At 49.5% G+C, this 16112-nt stretch carries 13 protein-coding genes and 1 CRISPR repeat array; of the genes, 9 read left to right on the top strand and 4 right to left on the bottom strand.

Annotated features, from left to right (window positions below):
• Window positions 1-165 precede the first annotated feature (165 nt).
• The gene (locus AC27IB_RS14320) at window positions 166-1569 is read left to right on the top strand and encodes an alanine/glycine:cation symporter family protein (protein WP_296043641.1); all 1404 of its coding nucleotides are present in this window, start codon (window positions 166-168) and stop codon (window positions 1567-1569) included.
• A gap of 35 nt (window positions 1570-1604) precedes the next feature.
• On the opposite strand, the gene AC27IB_RS14315 is transcribed toward AC27IB_RS14320, so the two are convergent.
• Window positions 1605-2153: a carboxymuconolactone decarboxylase family protein gene (locus tag AC27IB_RS14315; RefSeq protein WP_296043643.1), complete on the bottom strand. Its 549-nt coding sequence runs from the start codon at window positions 2151-2153 to the stop codon at window positions 1605-1607.
• Between the two features lie 108 nt (window positions 2154-2261).
• Here AC27IB_RS14315 and AC27IB_RS14310 point away from each other — a divergent pair, with 108 nt between their 5' ends.
• Window positions 2262-2849 carry a TetR/AcrR family transcriptional regulator gene (locus AC27IB_RS14310; RefSeq protein ID WP_487121737.1) on the top strand — a complete coding sequence of 196 codons (588 nt, stop codon included), beginning with the start codon at window positions 2262-2264 and terminating at the stop codon, window positions 2847-2849.
• 34 nt (window positions 2850-2883) lie between these two features.
• On the opposite strand, the gene AC27IB_RS14305 is transcribed toward AC27IB_RS14310, so the two are convergent.
• Both AC27IB_RS14305 and AC27IB_RS14300 read right to left on the bottom strand, forming a co-directional pair.
• Window positions 2884-3060 (bottom strand): hypothetical protein, encoded by a 177-nt coding sequence (locus AC27IB_RS14305; protein WP_296043646.1) that lies wholly within the window; start codon window positions 3058-3060, stop codon window positions 2884-2886.
• On the bottom strand, window positions 3060-4232 hold the full coding sequence (locus tag AC27IB_RS14300; RefSeq protein ID WP_487121735.1) for an FAD-dependent oxidoreductase: 1173 nt from the start codon (window positions 4230-4232) through the stop codon (window positions 3060-3062). The genes AC27IB_RS14305 and AC27IB_RS14300 overlap by 1 nt, the downstream gene beginning before the upstream one ends.
• A 317-nt stretch (window positions 4233-4549) precedes the next feature.
• Here AC27IB_RS14300 and miaB point away from each other — a divergent pair, with 317 nt between their 5' ends.
• From miaB to AC27IB_RS14265, 7 genes are all read left to right on the top strand, one after another.
• Entirely contained in the window at window positions 4550-5986 is a 1437-nt protein-coding gene (gene miaB / locus AC27IB_RS14295; RefSeq protein WP_296043650.1) for a tRNA (N6-isopentenyl adenosine(37)-C2)-methylthiotransferase MiaB, read from the top strand.
• Window positions 5987-6002: 16 nt separating this feature from the next.
• Window positions 6003-7055, top strand: a complete 1053-nt coding sequence (locus tag AC27IB_RS14290) for a PhoH family protein (RefSeq protein ID WP_296043652.1) — start codon at window positions 6003-6005, stop codon at window positions 7053-7055.
• Entirely contained in the window at window positions 7056-7529 is a 474-nt protein-coding gene (ybeY, locus tag AC27IB_RS14285) for an rRNA maturation RNase YbeY (RefSeq protein ID WP_296043654.1), read from the top strand.
• Between the two features lie 100 nt (window positions 7530-7629).
• On the top strand, window positions 7630-8493 hold the full coding sequence (gene corC / locus AC27IB_RS14280) for a CNNM family magnesium/cobalt transport protein CorC (protein ID WP_296043656.1): 864 nt from the start codon (window positions 7630-7632) through the stop codon (window positions 8491-8493).
• A gap of 5 nt (window positions 8494-8498) precedes the next feature.
• Complete coding sequence (lnt, locus tag AC27IB_RS14275) at window positions 8499-10022, top strand: apolipoprotein N-acyltransferase (protein ID WP_487121732.1); 1524 nt, start codon at window positions 8499-8501, stop codon at window positions 10020-10022.
• A gap of 102 nt (window positions 10023-10124) precedes the next feature.
• Window positions 10125-11399, top strand: a complete 1275-nt coding sequence (locus AC27IB_RS14270) for a Xaa-Pro dipeptidase (protein WP_487121730.1) — start codon at window positions 10125-10127, stop codon at window positions 11397-11399.
• Between the two features lie 197 nt (window positions 11400-11596).
• A complete protein-coding gene (locus AC27IB_RS14265) occupies window positions 11597-12052 on the top strand; it encodes an Hsp20 family protein (protein ID WP_296043662.1) in 456 nt (151 codons plus the stop codon).
• A 240-nt stretch (window positions 12053-12292) separates the two neighbouring features.
• Window positions 12293-15320: direct repeats of the CRISPR family, unit length 28 nt; unit sequence TTTCTAAGCTGCCTGTGCGGCAGTGAAC.
• 150 nt (window positions 15321-15470) lie between these two features.
• On the opposite strand, the gene cas6f is transcribed toward AC27IB_RS14265, so the two are convergent.
• The gene (gene cas6f / locus AC27IB_RS14260) at window positions 15471-16112 is read right to left on the bottom strand and encodes a type I-F CRISPR-associated endoribonuclease Cas6/Csy4 (RefSeq protein WP_487121728.1); all 642 of its coding nucleotides are present in this window, start codon (window positions 16110-16112) and stop codon (window positions 15471-15473) included.

Below are 16112 nucleotides of genomic sequence, written 5' to 3'. Positions count from 1 at the left end.
ATCACTCCGTTTCGCTAAGTCACCGAAGTCCGTGTTGTTTTTACTTTACAGTATACGTTCAGACCGGCACACTGATATGCGTGTCTTGTTACGGTTAACGCAATCATCCGTAACAAGACGATGGTGTAACCTCCTTCCACATAATAATTAAACAGGATTTCTTCAGTGCTCAACGACATCGTTGCGTTTATTAATAATATTCTCTGGGGTAACGGCCAGGTTCTTATTTATATGCTGCTCATATGCGGCATATGGTTTACCGTCAAGCTCGGCGGTGTGCAAATTAAACACTTTGGCCATATGTTCAGTCTGCTGAAAGGCAGCACCACCAGCAATAAAGAAGGGATAAGTTCATTCCAGGCACTGTGTACCAGCCTCTCAGCACGCGTAGGTACAGGGAATCTGGCGGGCGTTGCGGTAGCCATTTCGCTGGGCGGCGCTGGCAGTATCTTCTGGATGTGGGTCATTGCTCTTCTCGGCATGGCAACCGGTTTTGCCGAAAGTGTGCTGGGCCAGTTGTACAAGGTTAAAGACGATCATGGCGAGTTTCGCGGTGGACCGGCCTATTATATTAAGCAGGGGCTCAATAAAACCTGGCTTGCCGTAGCGTTTTCATTGTGCTTATTTCTGGGTTATGGCTTTATTTTTTCTGCCGTTCAGGCCAATACTATTACCGATGCACTGAACGCCGCCTACGACATACCCACCAGCTATTCGGGTATGGCGATTATTGCCCTGGCAGCGCTGATTGTGGTGGGTGGTTTACGGGGTATTGCCCGGTTTGCTGAGTGGGTTGTGCCGTTCATGGGCATTAGTTATGTACTCGCCGCGTTACTGGTTTGTGCAATCAATATCACCGAGTTACCGGCCATGCTGATGAATATTATTCAATCGGCATTTGGTCTTCAGGAAGCCGGTGCAGGCGCTATGGGTGCCGCCGTGAAAAATGGTATTCAACGTGGTTTATACTCCAACGAAGCAGGTTCTGGTAGCGTGCCTCATGCTGCAGCGAGTGCAGCGCCCAACCCTAACCACCCGGTTTCTCAGGGGTATATTCAAATGCTGGGCGTTTTCCTCGACACCATGGTGCTGTGTACCGCTACGGCATTTATTATTTTACTGGCCGGTGGCTCCAGCAGCGATCAGATGGAAGGCATCCGCCTGACCCAGTCAGCTATGGAAACGCACATTGGTGCCGGCGGTGCTGACTTTGTTGCCGCTGCCATTTGCTTCTTCTCGTTCACCTCGGTGGTGGCCAACTATGCTTACGGCGAAAGTAACCTGCATATGTTCAAGCTCGATAATAAAATGGGCCGAATAGCCTACACCTGCGGTTATCTTGCCATGATATTCTGGGGCTCCATGGCGGCTTTACCCGAGGTCTGGGCGGCCGCCGATATGGCGCTGGGTTTGATGTCTGTCATCAATATTATTGCCATCATGTGGATGACACCCACTATTGTCAGTATCAGCAAAGATTACTTTAATAAACGCGAACGCGGTGAAACACCGGAGTACAAAACCGGTGACTGTGAGATTCAGGGCAAAACCGAAGACGGCATCTGGTAACTAAACAGGGCCTGACTCATCAGGCCCTGTTTTATTCAGGCTGGATGCCACTCATACTTTGCAAACGCTTTATCCACGGGCGTATCGGCCAGGTGATTGATGTAATTGCTCATCACCTTCTGCGCCAGGATCAAAATAATTTCCAGTAGTTGCTGCTTGGTGTAACCCACTTCGAAGAATGCAGCGAGTTGTACCGCATCAGGGTTACCCCGGTCTACCAGAATGGCTTTAGTGGTTTCGCGCAGCACCTCGAGCTTGCCCGGCAGCGGGGTTTTATTGCGCAGAGCATCGGTGATGCTATCGTCTACTTTCATACTTTTGGCAATACCGGTGTGTGCGGGTACGCAGTAGTGACAAGCGTGTTCAACATTTGCGGTTTGCCACACAACAGTGAGCTCTTCTGCACTGAATGACGTATTCTGTGCCTGAGTATGTAAAAATTTATAGCTCAGCAACACCGACGGTGACTCTGCCATGATCCCATGTAAATTGGGGATCATGCCAAATGAAGCAATGGAGTCTTCCAGTAACGGCTGGGAAGCCTCAGGTGCGGTGTTCATTGTGTGAATGGTAAAATCTGTCATAGCTGTCCTTTATTTTTGACGGGTGAAGTTTTACCATAGCGCCTGAATGAACGATCGTTCAAGCTATATTTGAGCGATCGTTCAAATCATATGTTATAAGGTAGATGAATGGGTTATCCACGGGAACAAAGTATTCAACAGGCAACTGAGGTTTTTTGGCTTAAAGGCTATCTGGGCACCGGCATGCGCGACTTGCAGACAGCGCTGGATAAACGGCCCGGCAGCATTTATTCGGCTTTCGGCAGTAAAGAGGGTCTTTATCTTGAAGTCCTCAACCACTATACCGACGTATTGCATGGGCAGATTATGGCGGTGGCAAACAGTGATAATACCCTGCAACAGCTGCGTGAATTTCTGCGCTCCCCTTTAACAGTGGACGACAGCGCCGCCCACAAAATTCAGTGTTTAATAGTCAAAACTCAGGCCGACTGGGCAGAATTGCCCGAAGGGGTTAAAAATGCGCTGCAAACGGCGCTGGCAAATTTACGCGAAGCCTTTAAGGCGGTCATTATCAAAGCGCAAAGTGTGGGCGAATTGCCCCGGGAACTGCCTGAAGAAAGAGTGGCTATGTGGTTACAGGGCCAGTTTATTGCCCTGCGGACACTGGCAACCAGTGTGGCGTTACCAGCAAGCCTGACCTGGATGGCCGATAAAATTGTTTCTGACCTAACCGGAGACTGGGCACAGTCACAGTAAGCGCCCAATCTCAGTGTCCGTATCCACAGCCGGTTTAAGTTACCAGCATCTTGATCAGTTGAGCAACCAGCAAAATCATCAACAATGGCCAGAACCAGCGGGTCAGTTTCGACATGTCCTCACCACTCATCCGCCATTTGGATTTTTCCAGCAATGGCACAATAACCACCAGTGCCAGAAATAAAATGCCAATAATATAAAGTATGGTCATTAAGCTAATCCCATTGCGTATTTGAGAACCTGAGCCTTCACCGGCCCGGTATGTTGCGCCACTTTTAGCAAGCCATTACGCAGCCATTTAAGCGGCGCATGATCATTACTGAACGCGGTATAAAAGCCATCCATTGCCGACATCATCAGCCCGTTGTCACGCTGGCGTGGTCGCTGGTATTCTGTCCGCAGCCGGTCGGTAAACCCTTCACTACCCGCCTGCCCATTAGCCGTTTGAGCCAGTAAACAAGCCACATCCTTAAAGCCCAGATTGACGCCCTGCCCGGCCAACGGATTGATGGTATGCGCGGCGTCACCCACCAGAATAATGCCGGGCATAATGTAGTCACTGGCATGTCTTCTAATGAGGGTGAAAGCGGCTTTATTCAATACCGTAAAGTCATCGCCCAAGGGCGGGAAGTCCTCTTCAATCGCTTGTTTCAGCTGTACCGAGGATAATTTTGACAATGCAGCCAGACGCTGCGGACTGTCATACCAGATAAGTGACGCATAATTGTCATGCATAGGTAATAAAGCGCGGGGGCCAAGAGGCGTGAATTGTTGCCAGGTGCGGTCGGCTACCGGTTCGGTAAATTCAACAATAATCCCCATGGCTTGCTGCGCATACTGCCAGCCTGATATGCCAATACCGCTAAGCTGACGTACCTGGGATTCGGCCCCATCGGCACCAATCAGCCATTTTGCACAAATTTCTTCACCGCCTTCCAGGGTAATGGCCACCGGCTCATTATCATTCGCCGGGCGAGCTAACGCACTGATGTGCGCCGGCGAAAACCAACTGACATTACTAAACGCTTTTAACGCTTGATGGCATCCCAGTTGGACCAGGCGGTTTTCCACAAAATACCCCAGGCGCTCAAAACCGGCGTCACTGGCTATAAAGTCGGTACGGCAATCCGGCCGTTCCCATACTGATAACTCGCTGTAGGAACGCACCCGCATGGCTTCAATGTGCTGCCAGGCTCCGAGCGCCTTCAGCAAGTCTACGGATGCCACGCTGATGGCCGACATGCGCAGATCCGGCGGTTGCCCGGCAGCGAAAGGCTGCGGCGGACGCTGTTCTATAATCGCGACCTGATAACCCTGCTGTGCCAGGCCCAAAGCGGTGGCCGCGCCAACCATGCCAGCGCCATTAATACAAAAATCAAACATATAGGAACCCTGTTTATGTTCAGCGATTATGCCCGAACTCGCGGGCTAATTCTAATACCAATCCGTATAGGCAATTGTTACACAAGCGCGTTATATCAGTGTGTTAGCAATAAATCATGGATTTTAAACTGTTACGTAAACTTGCCTTGGGCTGGATCGAAAAAGCGCTAAAATCCCACTCAGACCGGCTCACAAGGGTAGCGATCGGGGTTTATAACAGTTAAAATACGCGGCTATTTTGACCAAAATCGCTGCGCGCCGTGGATTGCCCTATGCAAACCCCTTTTTGCGCCAGCCTAACGTGATTATTAAATGCTATGAGTAAAAAGCTGTACATCAAAACCTGGGGTTGCCAGATGAATGAGTATGATTCGGAAAAAATGGCCGATCTGCTCGATTCAACTCACGGGTATACGCTGGCTGAAGAAGCGGAGCAGGCCGATGTTATTTTGCTCAACACCTGCTCTATCCGCGAAAAAGCTCAGGAAAAAGTGTTTCATCAACTGGGCCGCTGGAAGAATCTGAAAAAGACTAACCCGGATCTGATCATTGGTGTGGGCGGCTGTGTGGCCTCACAGGAAGGCGATCATATTCGTCAGCGTGCGCCTTTTGTTGATGTGATTTTCGGTCCGCAAACCCTGCATCGTTTGCCCGAGATGATTAATCAAATCCAGGCTGGCGAAACGGCTGTTGTGGATGTCAGCTTCCCCGAAATCGAAAAATTCGACCGCCTGCCAGAGCCCCGCGCAGAAGGTCCAACCGCATTCGTATCCATTATGGAAGGCTGTTCCAAGTACTGCAGTTTTTGTGTGGTGCCTTATACCCGCGGCGAAGAAGTCAGCCGCCCGGTGGATGACGTGTTGCTGGAAGTCGCCCAACTGGCGGAACAAGGCGTACGGGAAGTCAATCTGCTTGGCCAGAATGTGAATGCTTTCCGTGGTGAACACCACGACGGCAGTGTTTGCCGTTTTGCAGAATTGCTGGAATTGATTGCTGCCATTGATGGTATCGACCGAATTCGATACACCACGTCGCATCCGGTGGAATTTACCGACGATATTATTGCGGTTTACGAAACGGTGCCAGAGCTGGTTGATCACCTGCACCTGCCGGTGCAAAGTGGCTCAGACCGTATTCTGAATTTAATGAAACGTGGTCACACGGCCCTTGAATATAAATCAAAGATCCGCAAATTACGTAAAGTGCGCCCGAATATCAGCATGTCATCAGACTTTATTATCGGCTTTCCCGGTGAAACCGATGCTGACTTTGAAGCCACGATGGATTTAATTCAGGCGGTCGATTATGACCTGAGTTTCAGCTTTATTTACTCGGCGCGTCCAGGGACACCGGCGGCGGATGCGGTGGACGATGTAAGTGAAGATGCCAAAAAACAACGTCTTTATTTATTGCAGCAACGTATTAATCAGCAGGCACTGCGCATTGCCCGCAACATGCTGGATACCGAGCAACGCATTCTGGTGGAAGGCCCATCGAAAAAAGACATAATGGAGTTACAGGGGCGTACCGAAAATAACCGTGTGGTTAACTTCCCGGGCACGCCGGATATGATAGGTGAGTTTGTGGATGTCAAAATCACCGATGTATTCAGTAACTCATTGCGTGGTGAAGTGGTTCGTCGTGAGGCCGATATGGGCCTGCGCGTTGCCGTATCACCACAAAGTATATTAGCCAGGCATCAGGCAGAGTTACCTGATGAACTTGGCGTAACCCAATTTCAACCTTCAATTTAAGAGGCAGTAAAGCAACTTGAGTAAACTGGTAAGTAATGAAGTAGTCCTGGAACCGGAAGATAATAAACGGTTGTCCAGTTTGTGCGGCCCGTTTGACGACAATATCAAGCAAATTGAACGTCGTCTGGGCGTCGAGATCACCTACCGCAACAACTTCTTTAAGATTGTTGGGGAGCCTCAACAAACCAATGGGGCTGTTGAATTACTCAAGTTACTGTATATCGAGACACAGCCGGTGAAAGGCCTGGTGCCGGATTTACCGCCCGAGCAGGTTCATCTTGCCATTCAGGAAGCCAATTGCCTGGAACGTGAGGAATCCGGCCAGTACGGCAGGGAAATTAATATCAAAACCAAGCGTGGCGTGATCAAACCACGTAATCCGCATCAGGCGCAATATGTAGCCAATGTGGTTAATCACGATATTACCTTTGGCATTGGACCGGCGGGAACCGGCAAAACCTACCTTGCAGTTGCTTGTGCAGTAGACGCCCTGGAGCGTCAGGAAGTGCGTCGTATTCTGCTCACCCGCCCGGCAGTAGAAGCCGGCGAGAAACTCGGTTTCCTGCCTGGCGATCTCTCTCAGAAGGTCGACCCCTACCTGCGCCCCCTTTACGATGCCCTGTTTGAAATGATGGGTTTCGAAAAAGTAGAAAAGCTCATGGAACGTAACGTTATTGAAGTAGCTCCGCTGGCATACATGCGCGGCCGTACGCTCAATGATGCGTTTATTATTCTAGATGAAAGCCAGAATACCACCGTGGAACAGATGAAAATGTTTCTGACGCGTATCGGCTTTAACTCTCAGGCGGTTATTACCGGCGATATCACCCAGGTAGATTTACCCCGAGGTGCACGCTCAGGTCTACGCCACGCGATTAATGTACTGCAGGATGTGAATGATATCTCGTTTAACTTCTTCACCGCTGGCGATGTAGTACGTCACCCGGTTGTTGCCCGTATTGTGCAGGCTTATGAAGATTACGACGCTGAGCAGGAACGCATTCGGATTGCTAAAAAGGCTGCCCAGGAACAGGAAAAGCAAGACAAGTCTGATGAGAGTGACGATTAAGTGAGCGCCATTGTAGATTACCAGCAGGCCTATGAGGGCGACGCTGAACTGATTGCTTCGATACCAGACGAAGCCCAGCTTACTGCGTGGGCTTCATTGGTGCTAAATCACCTTAAGACGGGTGAAAAAGAGATCACCGTGCGGTTTGTCGGCAACGAGGAATCACAAACGTTGAATCACGAATATCGCGGCAAGGACAAGCCTACGAATGTGTTATCCTTCCCGTTTGAGTGCCCGCCAGAAGTGCCTCTCAACCTGCTGGGGGACCTGGTGATTTGCGTGCCGGTAATCGCCGCAGAAGCGGCTGAGCAGCACAAACAAATTGGCGATCATTACGCTCATATGATGATTCACGGTACGTTGCATTTACTGGGGTATGATCATATTGAAGAGGCAGAGGCCGACGCCATGGAGCAACTTGAAATTGCTCTGTTAGCCAAATTATCCATTGACGACCCGTATCAAGACGATTAACTTTGCAAAAGACGAAGGCGCTTTTTCATTGTTCATGCGGGCCGTAAAGCCAGAAATAAACAAGAAACAGACCCTATAACGCTAATTAGACACGGACATTATGAGCGACGATAACCCCCACTCTACCAACGGCTCCTCGGGAAAAAGCTGGTTTGATAAACTGAAGCTGTCATTCTCCGGAGAGCCGCAAAGTAAAGAAGACCTGGTTGAGGTCATCACTGAAGCCGAACAACGAGAGCTGATTGACCCTCAAACCAGAGAAATGATCGAAGGCGTTATCGGCGTCAACGAAATGCGGGTAAGAGACATTATGATCCCGCGCGCTCAAATGGTCACCATCGATATTGACCAGCCGGTTGAAGAATTTTTACCTGTCATGCTCGACAGTGCACACTCCAGATTCCCCGTAATCAATGAAGATAAAGATCACATCGAAGGCATCTTACTGGCCAAAGATCTGCTCCGCTATGCATTTATTAATAACGACGATCAGACCTTTCATTTACGTGATGTATTGCGCCCGGCCGTCATCGTCCCAGAAAGTAAACGGGTAGATGTACTGTTAAAAGAGTTCCGTCAGCAACGTTATCACATGGCCATCGTAGTCGATGAATACGGCGGTGTTTCAGGCCTGGTAACCATTGAAGATATACTGGAGCTGATTGTTGGTGAAATTGAAGACGAATATGATTTGGAAGAAGATGGTACCGATGATATTCGCCCGCTGAATAAATATACCTACTCAGTAAAAGCACTGGTGCCGGTAGACGAATTTAACCGTTTCTTTGAGACTAAATTCAGCGAAGAAGAAGCCGACACCATTGGCGGCATTGTGTTGAAAGCCTTTGGCCACATGCCTGCCACCAGCGATGAAATTGTTATCGACAATATCCAGTTTAAAATCACCAACTCGGATAAACGCCGGTTGATGCAACTGAAAGTGACCCTGCCAGACCTGGAGTAATTGGCTTGAGAAAGTGGCTTCCTTTAGTGCTGGTCCTGTTGGCCGGCACGTCGTTAACTATGGCCTATGCCCCTTTCGATTTATGGCTTATTACGCCTGTCGCTCTGGTGGTGGCGCTACGTCAGTTACTCCTTACTGATACCCTTAAAAAAGCGTTCTGGCTGGGCTGGACCTTCGGTTTGGGTTGGTTTGGCGCCGGAGTAAGCTGGGTGCATGTGAGTATTGCCGACTTTGGCGGTATGCCACTCATTGCTTCAGTGCTGATGATGTTTTTATTAAGCGCTTATCTGGCGCTGTTTCCCGCCATCAGTTTTTACCTTGCCAAACGGTTTGTAAAGCCGGCCCTGCTGCCGCTATTGCTGCCGGCTATCTGGTTTTCGGCAGAATGGCTCAGAAGCTGGTTTCTGAGCGGCTTCCCGTGGTTGTCATTAGGGTATAGCCAGCTCGACAGTCCACTGGCCGGCTGGTTACCTGTAATAGGTGAAACCGGTTTGACCTGGCTGTTAATTGCCATTGTCAGCTCTCTGGCCTGCGCCACCGTCACCAAACGTTTTTTACAGGCCATTGTTGTTACCGGCACGCTAACAATTGCGGCGCTGCTGCTAAATACGGTTAACTGGGTCGAGCCGTCCGAACCGGTGTCGATTGGCATGGCCCAGGGCAACATTGCACAGTCGTTGCGCTGGGTGCCAGAGCAGGATGCGCCCACTATGAATACCTACCGGGCGCTTACCGACCTGATATGGGATAACGACATCATCATCTGGCCTGAAGCAGCCATTCCCAAACTGGAAATGCTCGCTCAGGACTTCATTATAGAGATGAACGATGAAGCTTCCCGGCACAACACGGCCATTATCACCGGCATCGTCAACTACAATTTTGAAAGTCAGGAAGCCTGGAATAATCTGATCGTTCTGGGGAATGCCCGCCCTGACGATAACCAGGGGCAGTACCGTTATTTTCACGGCAATCGATACGCCAAACACCACCTGTTGCCAATCGGTGAATTCGTGCCATTTGAGGACTTATTGAGGCCACTGGCGCCCCTGTTTGACCTCCCGATGTCATCGTTTAATCGCGGCGAATTTCAGCAGCCTAACCTGCTTGCCAATGGCCGGCATCTGGCCCCGGCCATCTGTTTTGAAATTGCCTTTCCGCGGCAGGTACGAGCTAACCTGTACGCCAACACGGATTTTATTATTACCGTGAGCAACGATGCCTGGTTTGGCCGTTCCCACGGCCCGGCCCAGCATTTACAAATTGCCCGAATGCGGGCTAAAGAGCTGGGTATTGGCGTGATCCGCTCTACCAATAACGGTATATCGGCCTTTATCGACCATCAGGGAAAAGTGGTTGCGCAGTTGCCGCAGTTTGAAACTGCCGCTCTATCAGCCAGGCTACCAACCGTCTCAGGCAGCACCCCCTACCGTCGTTGGGGCGATTTTCCAATGTGGATGTTAACAGCTTTGCTTGGCGTGGTTTTCCTCATTATTAAACTGCGCGAGCGCGGCAGTCAGACCCATTAAGGTTTCCTCGCGCAGTAGCGCTGCTTAATCGCGAATAAACTATACCTTGCGCTGGCTAACTGCTAGGTTTGTACCTTAAGCTTTAACATTCCAGAGTATTCAATGAAAACGATAATAACACTCCTTGCATTAACGCTGGGCGCTTCTGCCGCGTGTGCTAAAACCACCGTACTGACTGCCGACCGGATGATCGATGTAGAAAATGGCAAGCTAATCAATAATGCCGTGGTAGTGATGGAAGATAACACCATTGTGGCTGCCGGTTCGAAACGCTCGGTGACCATTCCGACTAATGCCGATGTGATGGAGCTGGGCGATTACACGCTTATGCCGGGACTCATGGACATGCACGTTCACCTCACCTCGGATGCCACCAAACACGGCTACAAGCGCCTGGCCGATTCCTTACCGCGTGTCACCCTGACTGGCGTAAAACACGCTAAAGCCACGCTGATGGCCGGCTTTACCACAGTGCGTAACGTTGGCGCGCCTGGTTTTGCCGATGTGGCGTTAAGAGATGCCATTAATGATGGCGACATACAAGGGCCACGGATGTTTGTGTCGGGCCCTTCACTGGGCGTAACCGGCGGACACTGCGACAACAACCTGCTGCCTTATGAGTTTCATACCGTCAGTGAGGGTGTTGCCGATGGCCCCTGGGCTGTGCGTGAAATTGTACGCCGCAATATTAAATACGGCGCCACGGTAATCAAATTCTGTGGAACGGGCGGTGTACTTTCCAAAGGCACTAAAGTGGGCGTACAGCAATACACCTTTGAAGAAATGCAGGCGCTGGTAGACGAAGCCCACATGCGCGGCTTAACGGTTGCCACTCATGCGCACGGTACCAGCGGCATTAAAACAGCCATTAAAGCCGGCGTAGACTCGGTAGAGCACGTTAGCTTACTGGATGAAGAAGGTATCGAACTGGCTCTTGAGCACGGAACGTATTTCTCCATGGATATCTATGTCACTGAATATATTCTCAGTGAAGGTGCAAAGGCGGGTATCCTTGAAGAAAGCCTCGCCAAAGAGCGAATTGTTGGCAAACGTCAACGCGAAAACTTTCAGAAAGCCGTTAAGGCCGGGGTGAAAATGGTATTTGGTTCCGATGCAGGGGTATATCCTCATGGCGATAACGGCAGACAGTTTGCCCGCATGGTGCGCTTTGGTATGTCACCAATGCAGGCTATTCAGGCTGCCACTATTCATCCTGCCACCCTGCTTAAGCAACAGGATAACCTGGGCAGTATCAGCGCTGGTAAAAAAGCCGACATTGTGGGCGTTAAAGGTAACCCACTGGATGATATTTCGCTGCTCGAAAACGTCGGCCTGGTGGTTAAAGATGGTCAAATAGTAAAATCAGTAGCCATGTAAAGCATTGATTAAATTAACACTTTAAAAAATCCCGCCAAATAGTGCGGGATTTTTTTATTGCCGCTATTGAAAAAAAGCCGCCAGCACATATCTCTTTTAGTGTCGGGGCTTAACGATAAGGCCGACGGAACCATCGCCGCTAAGCGGGATGGTGTTAAACCTAACTTTACATATTGCTTAATTGCGAGGATATGACTATGCGTACTATCGATCTATCTCCACTTTACCGTTCTTTTATTGGTTTTGACCGTCTGGCATCCATGATTGATGCAGCTTCTCAAAACGGCAATCAAACCACTTATCCGCCTTACAACATTGAGTTACTGGGCGAAGACAAATACCGAATCAGCATGGCCGTAGCCGGCTTCAGCAAAGACGATGTGACCATCGAAGTGCTCGAAAACGCGCTGACTGTGGCCGGTAAAAAAGACGCCGAGGAAAGCCAGAATGAGGAACAAAAACGCCAGTTCCTGCACAAAGGTATTTCCGAGCGTACGTTTGAACGTAAGTTCCACTTGGGCGATCACGTGAAAGTAACGGGCGCTAACCTGGAACACGGGTTACTCAATATCGACCTGGAACGCGAAATTCCGGAAGAGAAAAAACCCCGCCATATTGAAATTGGCAGTGCATTACTGGAAAACAAACAGTAACCACTAAGACATTATCTCCCTGCTAAGCGGCGCATTTTGCGCCGCTTTTTTATAGCTTGGTCTTTAGTAGATCAACTCTGAGCTGACAGGAGCGGACGTACTGCTGACCATAACGGATTTCTGCTTTATACGTAAACCAGACTTTAAGGCAATGATAATTCCATCTCAAATAGATGTAGCCTCATAACAGAAATACTCTGCAGTGTAGTTTTCACTGATCACAACACAATATACGCTAACTTTCTAAGCTGCCTGTGCGGCAGTGAACTGCGGCGCCACACCTTTGGCCACTGGCTTAACTTTCTAAGCTGCCTGTGCGGCAGTGAACGTTACACACACACCGAGCGCCGTTATCTCCCTTTTCTAAGCTGCCTGTGCGGCAGTGAACAACACGGCGGGCGTGTATCCAGCGGCGGTATATTTCTAAGCTGCCTGTGCGGCAGTGAACTCATTCCCCGACGTATTAAGCACAATGCGAGATTTCTAAGCTGCCTGTGCGGCAGTGAACCCTGTATAGGGCACATCCCATTGTATTGGCGCTTTCTAAGCTGCCTGTGCGGCAGTGTACCCGCGCGGAGGTTTCCCGGCAGGGATCAGCATTTTCTAAGCTGCCTGTGCGGCAGTGAACGGTGGTGAAAAGCATACCCAAACTTACAGTCATTTCTAAGCTGCCTGTGCGGCAGTGAACCGTTAGCACCGTAACTGGCCAATGATGCCATGTTTCTAAGCTGCCTGTGCGGCAGTGAACTGTAATAGACTTCCTCGCCTGCTGTTACTGATTTTCTAAGCTGCCTGTGCGGCAGTGAACCTGGCCGGGAACCGAAACCTTGCCACCCTTCTTTTCTAAGCTGCCTGTGCGGCAGTGAACCCCATATCGTAACTGGCTTTGCCATCCACATATTTCTAAGCTGCCTGTGCGGCAGTGAACCTCAGGGAAAGCGCCATCAAGCGCACCATCAATTTCTAAGCTGCCTGTGCGGCAGTGAACGTGTCCGCCAGTTGCTTAATGTGCGTTCTAATTTTCTAAGCTGCCTGTGCGGCAGTGAACACGCCTGCAAGCAGATCATCCGCATCAATTACTTTCTAAGCTGCCTGTGCGGCAGTGAACACCGAAGGGTGACAACGAACTCCACGGGGATATTTCTAAGCTGCCTGTGCGGCAGTGAACCTTCAAGTTTAATAGTTCCTGAAGTGCCAACATTTCTAAGCTGCCTGTGCGGCAGTGAACACAACGCCATGCTGATACAGTCGGCCCGTGAATTTCTAAGCTGCCTGTGCGGCAGTGAACTCAAGGGCGGCGATTTGCTCACTGACAATACTTTTCTAAGCTGCCTGTGCGGCAGTGAACCTGGCATTGACGGTTTCCCAGCCGTTTTGGTCTTTCTAAGCTGCCTGTGCGGCAGTGAACTATACAGTGCCCTCGACGCCAGATATGGCGCTTTTCTAAGCTGCCTGTGCGGCAGTGAACGGTTCCGCAAGTAGCCGGGTCATTTAATTTAGTTTCTAAGCTGCCTGTGCGGCAGTGAACGGATCCGGGTGCCAGTTCGGTGGTACCAGAAGTTTCTAAGCTGCCTGTGCGGCAGTGAACGACCAGATTGAATGGTCACGGTCTACGTCGTTTTTCTAAGCTGCCTGTGCGGCAGTGAACTTTCAAGCGGTGCAGGCTATTTGATTTCTGGTTTTCTAAGCTGCCTGTGCGGCAGTGAACAACACTCTGAACCTAAGCATTACCACCGATGATTTCTAAGCTGCCTGTGCGGCAGTGAACATTTTTCACCACCTAGTGCAGAATTTTCACTATTTCTAAGCTGCCTGTGCGGCAGTGAACTCTTGGTTAACGCCTCGCTGACCGTCGATAGTTTTCTAAGCTGCCTGTGCGGCAGTGAACACGCCTGGACTGACAGATTGTTAGGTGTTGGCTTTCTAAGCTGCCTGTGCGGCAGTGAACACGCCTGGACTGACAGATTGTTAGGTGTTGGCTTTCTAAGCTGCCTGTGCGGCAGTGAACAGAAGATGCCTAGCACATTGCCTATCGGTAGCTTTCTAAGCTGCCTGTGCGGCAGTGAACCTGATAATACCGGTGACAGGCTGACACTTAACTTTCTAAGCTGCCTGTGCGGCAGTGAACGGTGTACTGCTCTGCTCACCAGTTTGGCTGGTTTTCTAAGCTGCCTGTGCGGCAGTGAACGGGCAGTCATCATCAATATGTGCTTTCAGTTGTTTCTAAGCTGCCTGTGCGGCAGTGAACCCAGATATACCTATAGTTAACTGCGGGGCATTTTTCTAAGCTGCCTGTGCGGCAGTGAACAATGCCATCGCAAAGTGCCGTACAGAGTCACATTTCTAAGCTGCCTGTGCGGCAGTGAACGACATTGCGCTGCCAGTATTTGCAATCTGATTTTTCTAAGCTGCCTGTGCGGCAGTGAACAGGGAAAGTTTAGGTCTCGCTCATGATTAACTTTTCTAAGCTGCCTGTGCGGCAGTGAACATCCCTGAATCTTCTGTAGCATGATTCTCTAGTTTCTAAGCTGCCTGTGCGGCAGTGAACCCTAACACTGTAATACGTTCGATAATTGTACTTTTCTAAGCTGCCTGTGCGGCAGTGAACCTCCAGCAGTCCGGCCTGGCTGTTCTCCTTAATTTCTAAGCTGCCTGTGCGGCAGTGAACGGGTTCAGGTTCCAGCAACTAAAAAAGGTAAATTTCTAAGCTGCCTGTGCGGCAGTGAACACACACGATGTTGTTAACAACAATGCGATAATTTTCTAAGCTGCCTGTGCGGCAGTGAACGAAGGCCAACAACTTTGCAACTTGCTCACTGATTTCTAAGCTGCCTGTGCGGCAGTGAACACTGCCAAAGCAACTGACGGCCACTACCTGATTTTCTAAGCTGCCTGTGCGGCAGTGAACCCCAGTATTTCGCCACCTTTCGCCGTCCAAACTTTCTAAGCTGCCTGTGCGGCAGTGAACTTGGCAATGTCGTAGGTTTCAATCTGGTTGGCTTTCTAAGCTGCCTGTGCGGCAGTGAACAGTAACATGCCATTTAATCGAGGGAAAGTTTATTTCTAAGCTGCCTGTGCGGCAGTGAACACCCGTACCTCGGGGCGCATGGTTGACGGCAATTTCTAAGCTGCCTGTGCGGCAGTGAACACAACCTCCGGTCAGCCGACGTTTGCTGAAATTTTCTAAGCTGCCTGTGCGGCAGTGAACGAACATGCTATCCACTTCAATAACATGGTTACTTTCTAAGCTGCCTGTGCGGCAGTGAACAATGAAAATCTCTCAAAAACTGTCGCATTTATAGAAATTTAATGAGGAAAAGAAGCTTTTACCCTCTAAATTCCAAAAAACATTAAGCTACTGTTTTTAATTTGATTTTTAAAGAGCCAATAAATAAAGGGTCAAACCGACCCCTTATTATTAGAATATAGGAACGAGAGTTGGCTTGCCTTTATCACATGCGCTCAACCCGTAACAGGTAAATACGTTGACAGTCTGAGAGCAGTCACTTACAACTTCACGACCAATAAACAATCTAAACTGATGTGGCTCGGAGTTGCTAATTGAAGACAAGCTTTTCACATTGATGAAGGGCAACTTAGTTTCTAGCGAATTTAATTCAATATTGCGAAGTAACAGCTCTCGCATTTCATCTTCGTCCACCCGATGCTTCTCCGATAGCACAGCTACTCGGCGATCTAGCTGCTTTAAACGCCGTTGCTGTGATTTAGCGTTTACGCGATAAAAACAGGCATATTGATTCACTTCTGTCGGTATGGCTTTAATCGACTTTATATGAACGTAATCTCTAAACCGCTGTAGCCACTTGGAAAGATTCGCTTGAATTAACTTATCTTCATTCTCAGCTAACAATCGTAATTGATTACCTAAAGGAAAGGTTTTATCGCCGTAGGTAGGGAAGCTAAGCCCCATCGAGGATTGATTTTCCGCACACTTACTTTCCACTAATAACAAATGAATCTGTTGATAAACCTTTTCCCAAATAAAACTCAACGGCACATCGACATTGGGCAGCAAGGTGATATCTTGATAATATTTCAT

It is taken from the genome of Alteromonas sp. 4NH20-0104 (assembly GCF_057547795.1).
This window is presented reverse-complemented; position numbering and strand designations above follow the sequence as displayed.

What these genes read in the sequence shown, in the direction of transcription:
- AC27IB_RS14315 (WP_296043643.1), bottom strand. Translation starts at nt 2,153, where the DNA reads ATGACAGATTTTACCATTCACACAATGAACACCGCACCTGAGGCTTCC.
- AC27IB_RS14310 (WP_487121737.1), top strand. Translation starts at nt 2,262, where the DNA reads ATGGGTTATCCACGGGAACAAAGTATTCAACAGGCAACTGAGGTTTTT.
- AC27IB_RS14305 (WP_296043646.1), bottom strand. Translation starts at nt 3,060, where the DNA reads ATGACCATACTTTATATTATTGGCATTTTATTTCTGGCACTGGTGGTT.
- AC27IB_RS14300 (WP_487121735.1), bottom strand. Translation starts at nt 4,232, where the DNA reads ATGTTTGATTTTTGTATTAATGGCGCTGGCATGGTTGGCGCGGCCACC.
- miaB (WP_296043650.1), top strand. Translation starts at nt 4,550, where the DNA reads ATGAGTAAAAAGCTGTACATCAAAACCTGGGGTTGCCAGATGAATGAG.
- corC (WP_296043656.1), top strand. Translation starts at nt 7,630, where the DNA reads ATGAGCGACGATAACCCCCACTCTACCAACGGCTCCTCGGGAAAAAGC.
- AC27IB_RS14270 (WP_487121730.1), top strand. Translation starts at nt 10,125, where the DNA reads ATGAAAACGATAATAACACTCCTTGCATTAACGCTGGGCGCTTCTGCC.
- AC27IB_RS14265 (WP_296043662.1), top strand. Translation starts at nt 11,597, where the DNA reads ATGCGTACTATCGATCTATCTCCACTTTACCGTTCTTTTATTGGTTTT.
- cas6f (WP_487121728.1), bottom strand. Translation starts at nt 16,112, where the DNA reads ATGAAATATTATCAAGATATCACCTTGCTGCCCAATGTCGATGTGCCG.